16 protein-coding genes are annotated in these 19,215 nt (G+C 58.7%); 11 read left to right on the forward strand and 5 right to left on the reverse strand.

Translation table 11 applies throughout. The features are described from left to right. Nucleotides 1–192: 192 nt before the first annotated feature. On the reverse strand, nucleotides 193–798 hold the full coding sequence (locus tag E4P00_RS26490) for a TetR/AcrR family transcriptional regulator (protein WP_148852281.1): 606 nt from the start codon (nucleotides 796–798) through the stop codon (nucleotides 193–195). Between the two features lie 134 nt (nucleotides 799–932). Between E4P00_RS26490 and E4P00_RS26495 the strand changes: the two genes are divergently transcribed. Beyond that, nucleotides 933–1,847: a DUF808 domain-containing protein gene (locus tag E4P00_RS26495; protein WP_078820720.1), complete on the forward strand. Its 915-nt coding sequence runs from the start codon at nucleotides 933–935 to the stop codon at nucleotides 1,845–1,847. Nucleotides 1,848–1,902: 55 nt separating this feature from the next. Here E4P00_RS26495 and E4P00_RS26500 read toward each other — a convergent pair whose 3' ends face one another. Then, the gene (locus tag E4P00_RS26500) at nucleotides 1,903–2,691 is read right to left on the reverse strand and encodes a VacJ family lipoprotein (RefSeq protein WP_103735077.1); all 789 of its coding nucleotides are present in this window, start codon (nucleotides 2,689–2,691) and stop codon (nucleotides 1,903–1,905) included. Then, on the reverse strand, nucleotides 2,684–3,982 hold the full coding sequence (locus tag E4P00_RS26505) for a serine/threonine protein kinase (RefSeq protein WP_122733748.1): 1,299 nt from the start codon (nucleotides 3,980–3,982) through the stop codon (nucleotides 2,684–2,686). Before E4P00_RS26505 ends, E4P00_RS26500 begins: the two co-directional genes overlap by 8 nt. Before the next feature lie 234 nt (nucleotides 3,983–4,216). Between E4P00_RS26505 and E4P00_RS26510 the strand changes: the two genes are divergently transcribed. Further along, on the forward strand, nucleotides 4,217–4,585 hold the full coding sequence (locus tag E4P00_RS26510) for a hypothetical protein (RefSeq protein ID WP_148852278.1): 369 nt from the start codon (nucleotides 4,217–4,219) through the stop codon (nucleotides 4,583–4,585). Between the two features lie 106 nt (nucleotides 4,586–4,691). On the opposite strand, the gene E4P00_RS26515 is transcribed toward E4P00_RS26510, so the two are convergent. After that, nucleotides 4,692–6,245, reverse strand: coding sequence for a glycosyl hydrolase family 17 protein (locus E4P00_RS26515; RefSeq protein WP_248133346.1), 1,554 nt, complete (start codon nucleotides 6,243–6,245; stop codon nucleotides 4,692–4,694). A 333-nt stretch (nucleotides 6,246–6,578) separates the two neighbouring features. Between E4P00_RS26515 and E4P00_RS26520 the strand changes: the two genes are divergently transcribed. The 3 genes from E4P00_RS26520 to E4P00_RS26530 all read left to right on the forward strand — a co-directional run bounded on the left by E4P00_RS26520 (nucleotide 6,579) and on the right by E4P00_RS26530 (nucleotide 9,655). After that, the gene (locus E4P00_RS26520; RefSeq protein WP_032877092.1) at nucleotides 6,579–7,430 is read left to right on the forward strand and encodes a glycine betaine ABC transporter substrate-binding protein; all 852 of its coding nucleotides are present in this window, start codon (nucleotides 6,579–6,581) and stop codon (nucleotides 7,428–7,430) included. A gap of 258 nt (nucleotides 7,431–7,688) precedes the next feature. Continuing rightward, nucleotides 7,689–8,000 carry a DUF485 domain-containing protein gene (locus tag E4P00_RS26525; RefSeq protein ID WP_005786564.1) on the forward strand — a complete coding sequence of 104 codons (312 nt, stop codon included), beginning with the start codon at nucleotides 7,689–7,691 and terminating at the stop codon, nucleotides 7,998–8,000. Continuing rightward, on the forward strand, nucleotides 7,997–9,655 hold the full coding sequence (locus tag E4P00_RS26530) for a cation acetate symporter (protein ID WP_005786566.1): 1,659 nt from the start codon (nucleotides 7,997–7,999) through the stop codon (nucleotides 9,653–9,655). The genes E4P00_RS26525 and E4P00_RS26530 overlap by 4 nt, the downstream gene beginning before the upstream one ends. A 237-nt stretch (nucleotides 9,656–9,892) precedes the next feature. Here E4P00_RS26530 and gltA read toward each other — a convergent pair whose 3' ends face one another. Then, nucleotides 9,893–11,182 carry a citrate synthase gene (gene gltA, locus E4P00_RS26535; protein WP_005786568.1) on the reverse strand — a complete coding sequence of 430 codons (1,290 nt, stop codon included), beginning with the start codon at nucleotides 11,180–11,182 and terminating at the stop codon, nucleotides 9,893–9,895. Between the two features lie 365 nt (nucleotides 11,183–11,547). Here gltA and sdhC point away from each other — a divergent pair, with 365 nt between their 5' ends. The 6 genes from sdhC to odhB all read left to right on the forward strand — a co-directional run bounded on the left by sdhC (nucleotide 11,548) and on the right by odhB (nucleotide 19,143). Continuing rightward, entirely contained in the window at nucleotides 11,548–11,922 is a 375-nt protein-coding gene (sdhC, locus tag E4P00_RS26540; protein ID WP_003190005.1) for a succinate dehydrogenase, cytochrome b556 subunit, read from the forward strand. Continuing rightward, nucleotides 11,916–12,284 (forward strand): succinate dehydrogenase, hydrophobic membrane anchor protein, encoded by a 369-nt coding sequence (sdhD, locus tag E4P00_RS26545; protein WP_003172805.1) that lies wholly within the window; start codon nucleotides 11,916–11,918, stop codon nucleotides 12,282–12,284. Before sdhC ends, sdhD begins: the two co-directional genes overlap by 7 nt. A 3-nt stretch (nucleotides 12,285–12,287) precedes the next feature. Then, a complete protein-coding gene (gene sdhA, locus E4P00_RS26550) occupies nucleotides 12,288–14,060 on the forward strand; it encodes a succinate dehydrogenase flavoprotein subunit (RefSeq protein WP_005786572.1) in 1,773 nt (590 codons plus the stop codon). Nucleotides 14,061–14,071: 11 nt separating this feature from the next. After that, on the forward strand, nucleotides 14,072–14,776 hold the full coding sequence (locus E4P00_RS26555) for a succinate dehydrogenase iron-sulfur subunit (protein WP_005786573.1): 705 nt from the start codon (nucleotides 14,072–14,074) through the stop codon (nucleotides 14,774–14,776). Between the two features lie 261 nt (nucleotides 14,777–15,037). Then, nucleotides 15,038–17,869 (forward strand): 2-oxoglutarate dehydrogenase E1 component, encoded by a 2,832-nt coding sequence (locus E4P00_RS26560; RefSeq protein ID WP_005786575.1) that lies wholly within the window; start codon nucleotides 15,038–15,040, stop codon nucleotides 17,867–17,869. A 44-nt stretch (nucleotides 17,870–17,913) separates the two neighbouring features. Next, a complete protein-coding gene (gene odhB, locus E4P00_RS26565; protein ID WP_032877091.1) occupies nucleotides 17,914–19,143 on the forward strand; it encodes a 2-oxoglutarate dehydrogenase complex dihydrolipoyllysine-residue succinyltransferase in 1,230 nt (409 codons plus the stop codon). The last annotated feature ends 72 nt before the right edge of the window (nucleotides 19,144–19,215 follow it).

The following is a 19,215-nucleotide window of genomic DNA, read 5'->3' on the forward strand; positions in this document are numbered from 1 at the left end:
TCTTCAGATGGTGTTCTGAGAGGCCAGACTGAGGGGCGAAGGCTGATCGGCAGGCTTTTAGCAGGATGTGTCTGGATGGGCGCTATCGCGGGCAAGCCCGCTCCCACAGGGGATTGTGACCACTTTACATTTTGTGTTCGGCGCAAATCCGTGTGGGAGCTGGCTTGCCTGCGATAGCCTCGCCGCGGTCTATCAATCCGGCTCACACCCCTTGAGCACCAGCCGGATAATCGTCTGCGCCGCCGCCTCATAATCGGCTTCATCCAACTTGGCCTTGCCGGTAACGGCTGAGATCTGCCAGTCAAAGTCCGCATAGGTCTGGGTCGCCGCCCAGATGCTGAACATCAGGTGATTAGGGTCGATAGTCGCAATCAACCCACGATCCACCCAGTTCTGGATGCAATCGATATTGTGCTTGGCCTGGGCATTGAGCTGTTCAACCTGCTCGGCGCTCAGGTGTGGGGCGCCGTGCATGATTTCGCTGGCGAACACCTTGGAGGCGAACGGCAGGTCGCGGGAGATGCGAATTTTGGAGCGGATGTAGTTGCTCAATACTTCCTTGGGCTCCCCTTCGGGGTTGAACGGCGTGGAAGCGGCCAGGATCGGCTCGATAATGCTTTCGAGCACCTCGCGGTAGAGGTTGTCCTTGGACTTGAAGTAGTAATAGACGTTGGGCTTGGGCAGCCCGGCCTTGGCGGCGATGTCGCTGGTTTTGGTCGCGGCGAAGCCCTTGTCGGCAAACTCCTCGCTCGCCGCCCGCAGGATTTTTTCTTTGTTGCGCTCGCGAATGCTGCTCATAAACCAGACGTTTCCTTGCCATGACAGGCGGTTGCGCATGGTAGCACCGGCCATCAGCAGGCCTCAACAATCTGGCCGCAAGGCCGTGCGCCGGGCTATGCTCGCGTCATCTCTCTCTAACGGAAGTCCGGTTCATGGCAGGAAGCAGCTTATTGGTATTGATCGACGATATCGCGGCGGTACTCGATGACGTCGCGCTGATGACAAAAATGGCCGCCAAGAAGACATCGGGCGTGCTGGGCGATGACCTTGCACTGAACGCCCAGCAGGTCTCCGGCGTGCGCGCCGAGCGGGAAATCCCGGTGGTGTGGGCGGTGGCCAAGGGCTCGTTTATCAACAAGTTGATCCTGGTGCCGACGGCCCTGTTGATCAGCGCCTTCGCTCCGTGGGCGGTGATACCACTGTTGATGCTCGGCGGCGCCTACCTGTGTTTCGAGGGCTTCGAAAAACTCGCCCACAAATTCCTGCACAGCAAGGCTGAAGATCAAGCCGAACACGCGCAGTTGGCTGAAGCGGTGGCCGACCCGGCAACCGATCTGGTGGCGTTCGAGAAAGACAAGATAAAGGGCGCGATCCGTACCGACTTCATTCTGTCGGCCGAGATCATTGCCATCACCCTCGGCATCGTCGCCGATGCGCAACTGACGCAGCAAGTGATCGTGCTGTCGGGTATCGCCATTGTCATGACCATCGGCGTATATGGATTGGTGGCCGGTATCGTCAAGCTCGACGACCTGGGGCTGTGGCTGACGCAGAAGCCGGGTCAGGTGGCGCGCAGTATTGGCGGCGCGATTCTGAGTGCGGCCCCCTACATGATGAAGAGCCTGTCAGTGATTGGCACGGCGGCGATGTTCATGGTCGGTGGCGGCATCCTCACCCATGGCGTGCCCGTGGTGCATCACTGGATCGAAACGGTAAGCCAAAGCACCGGGGCGCTGGCATGGTTGATGCCGACGTTGCTGAATGCGGTGGCGGGGATTATTGCCGGGGCTGTGGTGCTGGCGGCGGTCAGCATCGTGGGCAAGGGCTGGAAAGCACTCAGGGCATGACGTAGCACGTACAAAAAAGGCCATTCAATCGAATGGCCTTTTTCATGGGGGCGAATTACTCGGCAATCTGCAACTTGCGCGATTCCGTGTAGATATACCGCACCTTTTCATACTCGAACGGCGAGTTCATCTGACCATAGCGAAAGCTGGTCTGGTAGCGCTTGTCCACTGCGCGCAGGGCCCAGACTTCCGGGTGGTTGGAGCTGACTTCGGACACGTTGAGGAAGTTGATCTGCGATTCTGCCGTGTAGTCCACCAGCAAGCCGGTGGTATCACGCAGGTTCGACGGGCCAAAGATCGGCAACACCACATAGGCACCGCCCGGTACGCCGTAGAAGCCCAGGGTCTGGCCGAAGTCTTCACTCTGGCGTGGCAGGCCCATGGCCGTTGCCGGGTCCCACAGGCCGGCGACGCCGATGGTGGTGTTGACCAGCAGGCGCCCGGTGGTTTCCAGGGAGCGATGGCCCTTGAGTTGCAACAGGCTGTTCAACAGATTGGGCACATCGCCCAGGTTGTTGAAGAAGTTGCTCACACCGGTGCGCAGGAAGCTCGGCGTGACGTAGCGGTAGCCATTGACCACCGGCAGGAACACCCATTGGTCGAAGCGGTAGTTGAAGTGGTAAACGCGGCGGTTCCACGACTCCAGCGGGTCGTAGACGTTGAGCGCGGTAAGCGTGGAACGCTCGAATTCACGCTGGTCCAGGCCCGGGTTGAACTTGAGCTTGGTCAGCGGCTCCTTGAAGCCGTCGGCATCGACCTTGATGGGCTCTTGAGCCTTACTGTTGTCGGCATTGGCCACGCCTGCGCACAACATTGCGGCGAGCAGCAGAAGATATTTAGCCACGGAAGAACTCCAGCATGGCGTCGGCGTTGACGCGGTAATTGAGGTTGCCGCAGTGGCCGCCCAGCGGGTAGACGGTCAAGCGATCGCCGAAGGTTTTACGCAGGAAACCCAGATCGCCAGGGCCGAGGATCACGTCATCGGCGTTATGCATTACGGCGATTTTCGGGCTGTCGCGCAGGTAGTCCTTGAGGGCGTACAGGCTGACCTGATCGATCAGTTGCAGCAGGCTGCCGCCGTCGGAGCGGGCGCGCCACATCGGGATCACTTGCTCGGTGAGGTAGCAGTCGAAGTCGCATTGCAGGGCACGCTTGAGGAACGGCGTGAGGCTGGTGCCTTCGGTGATCGGGTATTTAGGCGGAATGATCAGGCCACGGCGGTTGATCAGGTCCGAGGTAAATGCAATGTCGGCAGCCGAGAAGCGGAACGAGGTGCCGATCAACATGGCCATCTGTTCGTTGCTCAGGTGCTGCTTGGACTGCTGGAAGTCATAGAGCAGCGCATCGTTGAGGTCGATGTAGCCTTTTTGCTGGAAGTAGCGGGTCAGTTTGCTCAACACCAGTTCATAGAAAGTGGTGGTGTTGTTGATGCCCTTGACCTCGGTCTGTACCAGCTTGTCGAGGTTGGTGATCGAGGTGTAGAGGTTGACCGGCGGGTTGAGCAGCAGCACTTTCTTGAAATTGAAGGTGCGGCGCGTCTCATCGAGCTTGCTGACGAACGCCGCATCCAGCGCCCCCAGGCTATAGCCGGTGAGGTAGAAGTCGGTGACCGGCAGCGAGGCGTTCTGCGCGCGCACGGCTTGCATCACGCGGTACATGTCTTCGGCGTCTTCCTGGGTGATACCCGGGGTGGCGAAGCGCGAGGCAGCGCTGATGAAGTCGAAGCTGGTGGGCGATGACAACTGCACCACGTGGTAGCCGGCCTGGTAATACAGCTTCTTCAGGTATTCGTTGATGCTGCTGTCGAACCGCGCACCGGTGCCGGCGATCAGGAAGATCAACGGCGCAGCGCGATCTTGCTTGGCAATGCGGTAGGTGAGTTTCTTCACCGGCCAGAAATTGTCCGGCAAGCTGAACTCACGCTCGGGGCGCATATTCAGGGTGTAATCGGATTGGTTGATCTCATCATCGGTCGGCAAGGTTGGCCGAAGGTCGGGAGGCGTGGTGGCGATGGTCGCTTCGAACGGGTTGGTCAAAGGGTAGCCATAGCTGGCCTGGTCGATATCGACGGCCAGTGCTGACGCACTCAAAAATAGGCTGCCCAGCAAGGCAGCACAGCGCAAGGAACGGAGCATGACTTAATCCCTAAGAGGAAACGTGCTGAATGAAATTCGCAGGCTATGACCACCGCGTTGCCACCGAAGTGCCAGGCAGCGGCACGAAAAGTCGGAAAAAACGTCGGAATCGGGGTAATAGTAGCCAGACGATACACTTTGCCATGCATTGTTGAACAGATATCTGCGCGAACACCTTGCTAACGGCCGCGGTGGGATTAAGCTGAGCGCCGTTTTTGCCTATCGGAGTGCCCCATGTCCCGCCGCTTGCCGTTGATTTTGCTGCTTGTTGCTCTGCCGTTATGGCTGGCTGCCAGTTATGCCGCACGTTATGGCTTTATGGAGGATGGGCAGTGGGTCGGCCTCTGCGCAGAGGAGGCCAGCCGCTGGGAGTGCCAGGTGCGTGCGAACCTTGGGTTGATGATTCACTTCAAGGTGCTGGGCTGGGCGGCGTTGATCACCTCGGTGTTGGGCTTTTTTGTACCGGGGCGTGCGGGATGGGCGTTGGCAGTAGTGGGGTTGGTGTTCGGGTTGCCGGCACTGGCGTTGTACAACACGACGTTTGCGGTGTTTGCGGTGGTGATTGCGGGATTGCGGTTGGTCAGGAAGCCTGGCTGCGCCTGATGTGGCCTCATCGCAGGCAAGCCAGCTCCCACAGTTGATTGGGTTCACACATTTCTATCTGTGAGCACGGTCAAATGTGGGAGCTGGCTTGCCTGCGATAGCGATCTTAAGCCTTGCGCACTCGCAAGCAACGCCACAAAGCCGCAACCATCAGCACGCTGACCACAGCCCAACCCCAGGCCTGCTGATTCAACAGCCCTTCGCGGTACAACTGCGGCGCAATGCCGGCACCGATAATGAAGGCCAGCAGCGCAATCTCCCGACGCGGCCCGGTCACCGGGCGCACCAGGTACACCAGGGCTGGCAGCACCAGCGCCGCGCTCGGGAAGCTGCGGTAACGCGGGTCAAACACCAGCGCCAGCATCATCACCGCCCCCGCAAACCCGGCAATCGCCACCAGCCAGCCAGCGCGTTGCTCCAGCCAGTTGAATGCACGCTCGCGCCACCCCTCACGGGCTCCGAGGGCCAGGGCGGCGTGGGCCAGCACCAACAGGTTCAAGACCACCAGCAAGCCTGCCCATACCCATTCATCGTTGAAACGCGCAGTGACGCGGGTCAGTTCGGCCCAGGTGCCGATGGAGCAGGCAGCCACCGCACCGAACAGTGGCAGGAGCACCGCGGAGCGCTTGCTGCGAACGCGGCCACCGAGCGCCAGGGTGCCGAGCAGAATCACGGCGCCTACGCCCAGCCACAGCGGCCAGTACGGCACATTGGTCACCGGACCTGCGAGGATGCGCTTGTCCTGGCGGTCTGCATCGAACAGCCCCCAATAACCGCCCACTGCGCCTTCACTTGCACGTTTCCATGGCTGGTCAAACGCTTCGATCAGGTTGTAGCGCCAGCCATTGGCTTCGGCCATGGCGACAAAGCCGCGCATGAACCTGGCTTCATTCACCCGGCTCGGCACAGCAGTCTCGCGCTGACGGCCTTCGCTGGGCCAACCGGTCTCGCCGATCACGATGTCCTTGGGCGCGAACTTGTGGCCGAAGGTTTGGCGTACGTCGCCTACATGCTTGAGCGCCTGGTCGATGCCGGACGGCTCATCTTCCCAGTACGGCAGCAGGTGAATGGTCAGGAAGTCCACCGCCGGCTCGATTTCCGGGTGTTGCAGCCAGAACTCCCACACATCGGCATAGGTGACCGGTTGCTTGATCTGGCTTTTGACTTGATGGATAAGCGCCACCAGTTGCTTGGCCGTGACTTCCTTGCGCAGCAGCGCCTCGTTGCCGACGATCACCGAAGTGACGATATCGGGATTGGTGTTGGCCGCCGCGATCAGTTCGTTGATTTCTTTCTGGGTCGCCACCGGATCACTGCTGACCCAGGCGCCGGCCATGACCTTCAAACCATGCTTGCGCGCCATGTCCGGCAAGGCTTCCAGGCCGGTCATGGAGTAGGTGCGGATGCATTCAAAGCGTGTGGCCAGCAAGGCCAGGTCGGCATCCATGCGTTCGGGACGCAGCTTGAATGGCTGGTCAAACGGCGACTGGTCCTTGTCGAAGGGCGTGTAGGACGCACACTGCAACTTGTGGCTGGCGCTCGCTACATCCGGCAGCACTACCGGCCGGCCGAGGCCATACCAGTAGCCGGCGAGGGCAAGCACACCAAGGATCAAGGCAAGAAAATAGGGCAGGGCAGGAAAGCGGGCAGTCGCGGGCATGGTCGGCTTATCTGGGGGAGCAAAGGCGCGCATCTTACCCGGATTTGGCGCGTGCCAGTGCGGCTGCATAATTTTGACATGCAAACTTCGGGCGGGATTCTGAAGATAACTCCTACAAAACGTCCTGCTGGCGATGTGATGTCGTTTCTTGCTCAACCAAGGTCGCCCACAGAGCAGGGCAAAGGCCTACGCAGGTTGATGATAAAACTGTCAGTACTCCACTGATGCCTCAGCAACCGGATCGATGCGCGTGAAGGGGGCGCGGTGCACCGCATAACAACAGGTTGATGTCGCTCGGCATCCGTCGGGCGCAGCACTTTCGGGGAAGTACATATGAAGATGCGACGACTCTTGGGCGCAGCTGCCACGCTGGTAGTTGCGATGGGCTCCACACTGGTCAGTGCCGACAGCAAAACCCTGAGCATCGGTTACGTGGACGGTTGGTCAGACAGCGTTGCCACGACCCATGTGGCGGCGGAAGTGATCAAGCAAAAGCTCGGTTATGACGTGAAACTGCAAGCGGTCGCCACGGGGATCATGTGGCAGGGCGTCGCCACCGGCAAGCTCGATGCCATGCTGTCTGCCTGGCTGCCGGTGACCCATGGTGAATACTGGACCAAGAACAAGGACAAGGTGGTCGACTACGGCCCCAACTTCAAGGATGCAAAAATTGGCTTGATCGTACCGGAGTACGTCAAGGCCAAATCCATCGAAGACCTCAAGACCGACACCACCTTCAAAAACAAGATCGTCGGCATCGACGCCGGTTCAGGCGTGATGCTCAAGACCGACGACGCCATCAAGCAATACGGCCTGGACTACAAACTGCAAGCCAGCTCGGGCGCGGCGATGATCGCTGAACTGACACGTGCCGAAGACAAGCAGGAATCCATTGCGGTAACCGGTTGGGTGCCCCATTGGATGTTCGCCAAGTGGAAACTGCGTTTCCTGGACGACCCAAAAGGGATTTATGGTGCTGCTGAAACCGTCAACAGCATCGGCAGCAAGGGCCTGGAAAAGAAAGCGCCGGAAGTGGCAGCTTTCCTGAAAAAATTCCAGTGGGCCTCCAAGGATGAAATCGGTGAAGTCATGCTCGCTATCCAGGAAGGCGCCAAGCCAGACGCAGCGGCCAAGGATTGGGTGGCCAAGCACCCTGAGCGCGTCGCCGAGTGGACCGCTAAATAAAAGCCACTGATGCACCCCTGTGGGAGGGGGCTTGCTCCCGATAGCGGTAGGTCAGCCACAGATTTTTTGACTGGCACACCGCTATCGGGAGCAAGCCCCCTCCCACATTGGTTTCGCACCGCCTCAAATCTTCCTGCGCTTTGGCCATCCCTCGCTACACTCGATCTACTACTAAGGTCGTCTGGAACCTCTTCCGCAGCCGCATACAGTGGATATGTTCCAAAATAATAAAAAAGCTGTGCTGCGAGGATAAAAACAATGAACGACAGCATTTACCTCTCGATTCAAAACAGCCCGCGTTTCAAGGAGCTGGTCAGGAAAAGGGAAAGGTTCGCCTGGATTCTCTCGGCGATCATGCTAGGGCTTTACTCCGCTTTCATCCTGTTGATTGCCTACGGGCCACAAATACTGGGGGCCAAGATCAGCCCCGGTTCCTCGATTACCTGGGGCATTCCCCTGGGCGTCGGGCTGATTGTGTCTGCCTTCATTCTCACTGGCATCTACGTACGCCGGGCCAACGGCGAATTTGACGACCTGAACAATGCGATTCTCAAGGAGGCTGCGCAATGATCCGGCGTCTATTGGCTATATTCGGCGCTTCGCTGTTTGCTCCGGCCGTCTGGGCGGCGGACGCATTGACCGGTGAAGTGCACAAGCAACCGCTGAACGTCTCGGCCATCGTGATGTTCGTCGCGTTTGTCGGCGCCACCCTGTGCATCACGTATTGGGCGTCCAAGCGCAACAAGTCGGCGGCTGACTACTATGCGGCAGGCGGCAAGATCACCGGTTTCCAGAATGGCTTGGCGATTGCCGGTGACTACATGTCGGCCGCGTCCTTCCTGGGGATTTCCGCGCTGGTGTTCACTTCCGGCTACGATGGCCTGATCTACTCGATCGGCTTTCTGGTGGGCTGGCCGATCATTCTGTTCCTGATCGCCGAGCGCCTGCGTAACCTGGGCAAGTACACCTTTGCCGACGTGGCGTCCTATCGCCTGGGGCAAACTCAGATCCGCAGCCTGTCGGCCTGTGGCTCGCTGGTGGTGGTGGCGTTCTACCTGATCGCGCAGATGGTTGGCGCGGGCAAGTTGATCCAGCTGCTGTTTGGTCTGGATTACCATGTGGCGGTGATTCTGGTCGGCATCCTGATGTGCCTGTACGTGTTGTTCGGCGGCATGTTGGCGACCACCTGGGTGCAGATCATCAAGGCAGTGCTGCTGCTCTCCGGTGCTTCGTTCATGGCGCTGATGGTGATGAAGCACGTCAACTTCGACTTCAACACGCTGTTTGCCGAGGCGATCAAGGTTCACCCTAAAGGTGAAGCGATCATGAGCCCGGGTGGGCTGGTGAAAGACCCGATCTCGGCATTCTCCCTTGGCCTGGCCCTGATGTTCGGTACCGCCGGCCTGCCGCACATCCTGATGCGCTTCTTCACGGTGAGCGATGCCAAGGAAGCACGTAAAAGCGTGCTGTATGCGACCGGCTTCATTGGTTACTTCTACATCCTGACGTTCATCATCGGCTTTGGCGCGATTCTGCTGGTCAGCACCAATCCGGCGTTCAAGGATGCAGCAGGCGCCTTGCTTGGCGGTAACAACATGGCGGCGGTGCACCTGGCTAACGCGGTGGGCGGCAGTATCTTCCTGGGCTTCATCTCGGCTGTGGCCTTCGCCACCATCCTTGCGGTGGTTGCCGGCTTGACCCTGGCCGGCGCTTCAGCGGTGTCCCATGACCTGTATGCCAGCGTGATCAAGAAAGGCAAGGCCAACGAGAAGGATGAAATTCGCGTATCGAAGATCACCACTATCGCCCTGGCGGTGCTGGCGATTGGCTTGGGTATCCTGTTCGAAAGCCAGAACATTGCGTTCATGGTCGGCCTGGCGTTCTCGATTGCCGCCAGCTGTAACTTCCCGGTGTTGCTGCTTTCCATGTACTGGAAAAACCTCACCACCCGTGGCGCCATGATCGGCGGCTGGCTGGGCTTGATCAGTGCCGTGGGCCTGATGATCCTCGGCCCGACCATCTGGGTGTCGATCCTGCACCATGAAAAAGCCATCTTCCCGTACGAGTATCCGGCGCTGTTCTCGATGATCATTGCGTTCATCGGCATCTGGTTCTTCTCCATCACCGACAAATCGGCGGCGGCAGAGAAGGAGCGTGCGCTGTATTTCCCGCAGTTTGTGCGTTCGCAGACTGGCCTGGGGGCGAGTGGGGCGGTTAATCACTAAGTCGTCAGATGCATAAGAGATACCTCGGTCGCAAGGCCGGGGTATTTTTTTGCCTGGGTCTTTTGTGTTGCCTGGGCTGGCCTCATCGCGGGCAAGCCCGGCTCCCACAGGTTGACTGTGTGAACCCGATCGACTGTGGGAGCTGGCTTGCCTGCGATGGCGGTAGATCAGGCCACACAAACAAAAACGGCCTCCGCTAAGGGAGGCCGTTCTCATTACAAGCAAACCGCTAAGTGCTTACTTGCGATCTTCCAGCTTGGTAATGTCACGCGACTCGTAGCCGGTGTACAGCTGGCGTGGGCGGCCAATCTTGTACGGGCTGGAGAGCATTTCTTTCCAGTGGGAAATCCAGCCCACGGTCCGCGCCAGGGCGAAGATCACGGTGAACATGCTGGTTGGAATGCCGATCGCCTTGAGGATGATCCCCGAGTAGAAGTCGACGTTCGGGTACAGCGAGCGCTCGATGAAGTACGGGTCGGTCAGGGCGATCTCTTCCAGGCGCATGGCCAGTTCGAGTTGCGGATCGTTCTTGATGCCCAGTTCCTTCAGCACTTCGTCGCAGGTCTGCTTCATGACGGTCGCGCGAGGGTCGCGGTTCTTGTAGACCCGGTGACCGAAGCCCATCAGCTTGAATGGATCGTTCTTGTCCTTGGCCTTGGCGATGAACGTGTCGATGTTGGATACATCGCCGATTTCATCGAGCATGGTCAATACGGCTTCGTTCGCACCGCCGTGGGCAGGGCCCCACAGTGCGGCGATACCGGCGGCGATACAGGCAAACGGGTTGGCACCCGAAGAGCCGGCCAGGCGGACGGTAGAAGTGGAGGCGTTTTGTTCATGGTCGGCGTGGAGGATGAAGATCCGGTCCATTGCCTTGGCCAGCACCGGGCTGATCGGTTTGATCTCGCACGGGGTGTTGAACATCATGTGCAGGAAGTTTTCCGCGTACGTCAGATCGTTGCGCGGGTACATCATGGGCTGGCCCATGGAGTACTTGTAAACCATTGCGGCCAGGGTCGGCATCTTGGCAACCAGGCGGATCGCGGAAATTTCGCGATGCTCGGCGTTATTGATGTCCAGGGAGTCATGATAGAAGGCCGACAGGGCACCGACCACGCCGCACATGACGGCCATCGGGTGGGCGTCGCGACGAAAGCCGTTGAAGAAGGTCTTCAACTGCTCGTGAACCATGGTGTGGTTCTTCACGGTGCTGACGAACTGGGCCTTTTGCTCGGCTGTTGGCAATTCGCCATTTAGCAGCAGGTAGCAGGTTTCCAGGTAGTCCGACTTTTCAGCCAGTTGTTCGATCGGGTAGCCGCGATGAAGCAGAATGCCATTGTCACCATCGATATAGGTGATCTTCGACTCGCAGGAAGCGGTCGACATGAAGCCTGGGTCGAAAGTAAAACGGCCCGTGGCCGTCAGGCCCCGTACGTCGATAACATCGGGACCAACGGTGCCGGTTAAAATGGGCAGCTCGACGGGGGCTGCGCCCTCGATGATCAACTGCGCTTTTTTGTCAGCCATGTGGCCTCCTATTTATGCTTCAAATCATCAGACAGACCCCCCACGCAGGGCCCGCACCACTATATTGATATAAATCCAGATGTCAATTTGCCTAAAGTCTTGCGCCAGAAGGCTTTAACCGTACTTTTTCGTCGAAATTGCCTGCCATTTACGCCTTTTATCCCGCCAGCGCAATCAGCTATTAGGGTGAGGTGTGCGCGTTGTCATTAGTAACCTAACTGTCTATACTCGGCCACCGACCGCCAAGGGCTTTTGGGCTTGCTTTCATTGGGGGTCGCACTCCCTGGGTGGTGCTTACCTGACCAGTCGCACTCCCCAACAACTTTGCCCTGATTGTTAGGGGCTCTTCAGTGTGAAAAAAAGCCGTGAATAGCCAACGACCTGTAAACCTAGACCTAAGGACCATCAAACTCCCCATCACCGGCGTTACGTCGTTCCTGCACCGTGTTTCCGGCATCATCCTGTTCCTGGGCTTGGGCATCATGCTTTATGCATTGAGCAAATCCCTGGGTTCCGAGGAAGGTTACGCCGAGGTGAAGGCATGCTTGACCAGCCCGCTGGCCAAGTTCGTAGCATGGGGCCTCCTGTCCTCTCTTCTGTATCACCTGGTAGCCGGTGTGCGCCACTTGATCATGGACATGGGCATCGGTGAGACGCTGGAAGGCGGCCGCCTGGGCTCGAAAATCATCATCGCCATTTCCGTGGTGCTGATCGTTCTGGCAGGAGTTTGGATATGGTAACCAGCGTAACGAATCTGTCGCGTTCGGGCCTCTATGACTGGATGGCACAGCGTGTGTCTGCGGTCGTTCTCGCGGCTTATTTCATTTTTCTGATCGGATACCTCGTCGCAAACCCGGGCATCGGCTATGAGCAGTGGCACGGCCTGTTTTCCCACAATGCGATGCGAATCTTCAGTCTGCTGGCCCTTGTAGCCCTGGGCGCACACGCCTGGGTTGGCATGTGGACCATCGCGACCGACTACCTGACGCCTATGGCGCTTGGCAAGTCCGCGACTGCAGTACGTTTCCTCTTCCAGGCAGTATGCGGCGTCGCGATGTTCGCTTACTTCGTCTGGGGTGTGCAGATTCTTTGGGGTATCTGATTCATGGCTAACATTCCAACTATTTCATTCGACGCCATCATTATTGGTGGCGGCGGTGCGGGCATGCGCGCTGCTCTGCAGCTGGCCCAGGGTGGTCACAAGACTGCCGTGATCACCAAGGTGTTCCCGACGCGCTCCCACACCGTATCGGCCCAGGGTGGCATCACCTGCGCCATCGCCTCCGCCGACCCGAACGATGACTGGCGCTGGCACATGTACGATACCGTCAAGGGTTCCGACTACATCGGTGACCAGGACGCTATCGAGTACATGTGTCAGGAAGGCCCGGCCGCAGTGTTCGAGCTGGACCACATGGGTCTGCCGTTCTCGCGTACCGAGCAAGGTCGTATCTACCAGCGTCCATTCGGCGGCCAGTCGAAGGATTATGGTAAAGGCGGGCAGGCTGCCCGTACTTGCGCTGCGTCCGACCGTACCGGTCACGCGCTGTTGCACACCCTTTATCAGGGCAACCTGAAAGCCGGTACCACGTTCCTGAACGAGTACTACGCTGTTGATCTGGTGAAGAACGGCAAGGGCGAGTTCGTCGGCGTGATCGCCATCTGCATCGAAACCGGTGAAACCACCTACATCCGCGCCAAGGCTACCGTGCTGGCGACTGGCGGTGCAGGCCGTATCTACGCCTCGACCACCAATGCCCTGATCAACACCGGTGACGGCGTCGGCATGGCACTGCGTGCTGGTGTACCGGTGCAAGACATCGAAATGTGGCAGTTCCACCCCACCGGTATCGCCGGCGCCGGTGTACTGGTAACCGAAGGTTGCCGTGGTGAAGGTGGTTACCTGATCAACAAGCACGGCGAGCGTTTCATGGAGCGTTATGCTCCGAACGCCAAAGACCTGGCTGGTCGTGACGTCGTGGCCCGTTCGATGGTTAAAGAGATCATCGCCGGTAACGGTTGTGGCCCGAATGGTGACCACGTACTGCTCAAACTCGATCACCTCGGTGAAGAAGTGCTGCACAGCCGCCTGCCAGGTATCTGCGAACTGTCCAAGACCTTTGCTCACGTTGATCCAGTGGTTGCTCCGGTTCCGGTTGTTCCGACCTGCCACTATATGATGGGCGGCGTACCGACCAACATTCACGGCCAGGCGATCACCCAGAATGCCGAAGGCGTGGACGAGATCATCCATGGTCTGTTCGCGGTAGGTGAAGTGGCTTGTGTATCGGTTCACGGTGCCAACCGCCTGGGCGGCAACTCGTTGCTCGACCTGGTAGTGTTCGGTCGCGCGGCCGGCCTGCATCTGGAAAAGGCGCTGACCGACGGCATCGAATACGATGACGCCACCGACGCCAACATCGAAGCGGCCCTGGCGCGCCTGAACGCTCTGAACGAGCGCACAGATGGCGAAGACGTGGCAACCCTGCGTCGCGAGCTGCAAAACTGCATGCAGAACTACTTCGGTGTGTTCCGTACCGGCGAATACATGCAGAAAGGTATCGCCCAGTTGGCTGACCTGCGCAAGCGTATCGCCAACGTCAAGATCAACGATAAGAGCCAGGCGTTCAACACCGCTCGTATCGAAGCCCTTGAGCTGCAAAACCTGCTGGAAGTGGCTGAAGCGACGGCGATCGCCGCCGAGGTTCGTAAAGAATCCCGTGGTGCTCACGCTCGTGAAGACTTTGAAGATCGCGATGACGAAAACTGGTTGTGCCACACCCTGTACTTCCCGGGTGACAAGCGCGTAACCAAGCGTGCCGTGAACTTCTCGCCGAAGACGGTGCCGACGTTTGAACCGAAGATTCGGACTTACTAAGGGTGGCTGCCATGTTGAAAGTCAGTGTTTATCGCTACAACCCTGATCAGGACGCTGCGCCGTTCATGCAGGAGTTCCAGGTCGATACCGGTGGTAAAGACCTGATGGTGCTGGATGTACTGGCACTGATCAAAGAGCAGGACGAAGGTTTCTCCTATCGTCGCTCTTGCCGTGAGGGTGTTTGCGGCTCCGACGGCATGAACATCAACGGCAAGAATGGCCTGGCGTGCATCACGCCGCTGTCTGCTGTTGTCAAAGGCAACAAGCTGATCGTTCGTCCTCTGCCAGGTTTGCCGGTTATCCGTGACCTGGTCGTCGATATGAGCATCTTCTACAAGCAATACGAGAAAGTTAAGCCGTTCTTGCAGAATGACACGCCGGCTCCGGCCATCGAGCGTCTGCAATCCCCGGAAGAGCGCGAGAAGCTTGACGGTCTGTACGAGTGCATCCTGTGTGCTTGCTGCTCGACGTCGTGCCCGTCTTTCTGGTGGAACCCGGACAAATTCCTGGGTCCTGCTGCACTGCTGCAAGCGTACCGCTTCCTGGCAGACAGCCGTGACACCAAGACGTCCGAGCGTCTGGCTTCGCTGGATGACCCGTTCAGCGTATTCCGCTGCCGCGGGATCATGAACTGCGTCAACGTATGCCCCAAAGGCCTGAACCCGACTAAGGCCATTGGTCACATCCGTAACATGCTGCTGCACAGCGGCGTGTAACTGACGTTGTAGTAAAGCAGGACCGTTGTGCCCGTAAATGCTGCGGCGCAGGCTTCAACCGGCGCCGTAGTTTTAACTTGAGCAGCGACTTACAAAGCCGCGGCTCTTATTTTGAAGAAATGAGACAAGCAGGGGCATTCGGGTTGGTACCCGAACTATCAGCGTGATCCTAAGTGGCTTGTTTTGGTCGCTGCACTTGGCCTTTTGCAAGCAAACTCGGTGTTTTCGCCGGTGGTGTCCCCAAATCGAGGGTGACCAAGCATGCAAGAAAGCGTGATGCAGCGCATGTGGAACAGCGGCTATCTTTCAGGTGGTAACGCTGCCTATGTGGAAGAGCTTTATGAGCTCTACCTGCACGACCCTAACGCTGTGCCAGAAGAATGGCGCACCAAATTTCAGACGTTGTCTTCAGACGGCAACGCTGCCACCGATGTATCGCATGCAACAATTCGCGATCAGTTCGTGCTGCTGGCAAAGAACCAGCGCCGCGCCCAACCGGTTTCCGCCGGCAGCGTGAGCAGTGAGCACGAGAAGAAGCAAGTTGAAGTACTGCGACTGATCCAGGCCTACCGTATGCGTGGCCACCAGGCAGCCCAGCTTGACCCGCTGGGGCTGTGGCAGCGTCCTGCACCTGCAGACCTGTCGATCAATCATTACGGCTTGACCAATGCCGATCTTGATACGACCTTCCGTGCCGGCGACCTGTTCATCGGCAAAGAGGAAGCGAGCCTACGCGAAATTCACGAAGCGTTGCAGCAGACATATTGCCGCACCATCGGCGCTGAATTCACGCACATCACCGATTCCGAGCAGCGCCAGTGGTTCCAGCACCGCCTGGAAGGCGTGCGTGGCCGTCCGGTCTTGTCCGCCGATGTCCGCAGCCACTTGCTGGAGCGCGTGACCGCGGCCGAGGGCCTCGAGAAATACCTGGGTACCAAATACCCGGGCACCAAGCGTTTCGGCCTGGAAGGCGGCGAAAGCCTGATTCCGATGCTCGACGAGCTGATCCAGCGTTCCGGTTCCTACGGCACCAAGGAAATCGTGATCGGCATGGCTCACCGTGGTCGCCTGAACGTGTTGGTCAACACCTTCGGCAAGAACCCGCGCGAGCTGTTCGACGAGTTCGAAGGCAAGAAGAAGGTCGAGCTGGGTTCCGGTGACGTCAAATACCACCAGGGCTTCTCGTCCAACGTGATGACCACCGGTGGTGAAGTTCACCTGGCCATGGCGTTCAACCCATCCCACCTGGAAATCGTTTCGCCAGTGGTCGAGGGTTCGGTACGTGCGCGCCAGGATCGTCGTAACGATGCCACCGGTGAGAAGGTTCTGCCGATTTCCATCCACGGTGACGCGGCATTCGCCGGTCAAGGCGTGGTCCTGGAAACGTTCCAGATGTCGCAGACTCGCGGCTTCAAGACCGGCGGTACCGTTCACATCGTCATCAACAACCAGGTCGGCTTCACCATCAGCAACCCGTTGGACGCGCGTTCCACCGAGTACGCCACCGATGTTGCCAAGATGATCCAGGCGCCGATCCTCCATGTGAATGGCGATGATCCGGAAGCCGTGCTGTTCGTGACCCAACTGGCAGTCGACTACCGCATGCAGTTCAAGCGTGACGTGGTGATCGACCTGGTTTGCTACCGCCGTCGCGGTCACAACGAAGCGGACGAGCCAAGCGGCACCCAGCCGTTGATGTACCAGCAGATCACCAAGCAGCGCACCACCCGTGAGCTGTACGCCGAAAGCCTGACCAAGGCCGGCGTGGTTGACGATGCGCGTGTTCAGGCGAAAGTCGATGAATACCGCAACGCGCTGGACAATGGCCTGCATGTAGTGAAAAGCCTGGTCAAGGAGCCGAACAAAGAGTTGTTCGTTGACTGGCGTCCGTACCTGGGCCACACCTGGACTGCACGTCACGATACATCCTTCGATTTGAAGACGTTGCAGGAACTGTCCGCCAAGCTGCTGGAAATTCCCGAAGGCTTCGTCGTACAGCGCCAGGTGGCGAAGATCTACGAAGATCGTCAGAAGATGCAAGCCGGCGGCCTGCCGATCAACTGGGGTTACGCCGAAACCATGGCGTACGCGACCCTGGCGTTCGAAGGTCACCCGATCCGCATGACCGGCCAGGACATCGGCCGCGGTACGTTCTCGCACCGCCATGCTGTATTGCACAACCAGAAAGATGCGGGCACCTACATCCCGTTGCAGAACCTGTACGAAGGCCAGCCACGTTTCGACCTGTACGATTCGTTCCTGTCTGAAGAAGCCGTACTGGCGTTCGAATACGGCTACTCCACCACCACGCCTAATGCGCTGGTGATCTGGGAAGCCCAGTTCGGCGACTTCGCCAACGGTGCCCAGGTGGTTATCGACCAGTTCATCACCAGCGGGGAGCACAAGTGGGGCCGTCTGTGCGGTCTGACCATGCTGCTGCCACACGGTTATGAAGGCCAGGGTCCGGAGCACTCTTCGGCCCGTCTGGAGCGTTACCTGCAATTGTGCGCCGAGCACAACATCCAGGTGTGCGTGCCGACCACCCCGGCGCAGATCTACCACTTGCTGCGTCGCCAGGTGATCCGCCCGCTGCGCAAGCCGCTGGTCGTGCTGACTCCGAAATCGCTGTTGCGTCACAAACTGGCCGTTTCGACCCTGGAAGATCTGGCCCAAGGTTCGTTCCAGACCGTGATTCCAGAGATCGATACACTGGACGCCGCCAAGGTAACTCGCCTGATCCTGTGCAGCGGCAAGGTCTACTACGATCTGTTGGAAAAACGCCGTGCCGAAGGCCGCGAAGACATCGCCATCGTGCGTATCGAGCAGCTTTACCCGTTCCCGGAAGATGACCTCATGGAGATCATCGCGCCTTACACCAACCTCACGAACGTGGTGTGGTGTCAGGAAGAACCGATGAACCAGGGCGCCTGGTACAGCAGCCAGCATCATCTGCGTCGCAGCATCGGCAACCACAACAAGGCCTTGGTCCTTGAGTACGCCGGTCGTGATGCTTCTGCTGCACCTGCGTGTGGCTATGCGTCGATGCACGCCGAGCAGCAGGAAAAACTGCTGCAAGATGCTTTCACTGTTTAACGCCTTCGCGCTGACTGAAACCGAATTTTAAGGACCTACAGATAATGGCTATCGAAATCAAAGCCCCGTCATTCCCGGAATCGGTTGCCGATGGCACCGTTGCCACCTGGCACAAGAAACCAGGCGAGGCCGTCAAGCGTGACGACCTGATCGTCGACATCGAGACTGACAAAGTCGTACTGGAAGTGTTGGCCGAAGCTGACGGCGTGCTGGGCGCGATCGTGGCTGAAGAGGGCGCTACCGTTCTGTCGAACCAGGTACTGGGTTCGATCGAAGAGGGCAGCGCTGCTGCAGCTCCTGCTCCTGCCGCCGCTGCTGCTGCACCGGCTGCTTCGGCGCCTGCCGCTGCACCGGCAGCCGGTGGCGAAGATCCAATCGCTGCACCAGCTGCGCGTCAACTGGCTGAAGAGAACGGCATCAACCTGGCTTCCATCAAGGGCACCGGCAAAGACGGCCGCGTGACCAAGGAAGACGTGGTTGCTGCGGTTGAAGCCAAGAAGAACGCTCCGGCTGCCGCGCCTGCCAAGGCTGCTGCTCCAGCGGCTGCTGCCCCGGTGTTCGCTGCCGGCGACCGTACCGAGAAGCGCGTACCGATGACTCGCGTGCGTGCCACCGTGGCCAAGCGCCTGGTTGAAGCGCAGTCGAACATGGCGATGCTGACCACGTTCAACGAAGTCGACATGACCGAAGTCATGGCCCTGCGCTCCAAGTACAAGGACCTGTTCGAGAAGTCCCACAACGGCGTGCGCCTGGGCTTCATGTCGTTCTTCGTGAAAGCGGCCACCGAAGCACTCAAGCGCTTCCCGGCAGTCAACGCTTCCATCGACGGCGGCGACATCGTTTACCACGGCTATGCAGATATCGGCGTTGCCGTGTCCAGCGACCGTGGCCTGGTGGTTCCAGTGCTGCGTAACGCCGAGCTGATGAGCCTGGCCGAAATCGAAGGCGGCATCGCCGGCTTCGGCAAGAAAGCCCGTGACGGCAAGCTGACCATCGACGAGATGACCGGCGGTACCTTCACCATCACTAACGGTGGTACCTTCGGTTCGATGATGTCGACGCCGATCGTCAACCCACCGCAAGCCGCGATCCTGGGCATGCACAACATCATCCAGCGTCCGATGGCCATCAACGGCCAGGTCGTGATCCGCCCAATGATGTACCTGGCATTGTCTTACGATCACCGCCTGATCGATGGTAAAGAAGCCGTGACGTTCCTGGTGACCATCAAGAACCTGCTGGAAGACCCGGCTCGCCTGCTCCTGGACATCTGATAGAAGCAGCTGCAAGTTGCGAGCTACAAGCTGTAGGAAAAAGCAGCTTGGCTTGCAGCTTGTGGCTAGAAG

Source organism: Pseudomonas sp. B329, assembly GCF_023127835.1.
GTDB classification, from domain to species: Bacteria; Pseudomonadota; Gammaproteobacteria; order Pseudomonadales; family Pseudomonadaceae; genus Aquipseudomonas; species Aquipseudomonas synxantha_A.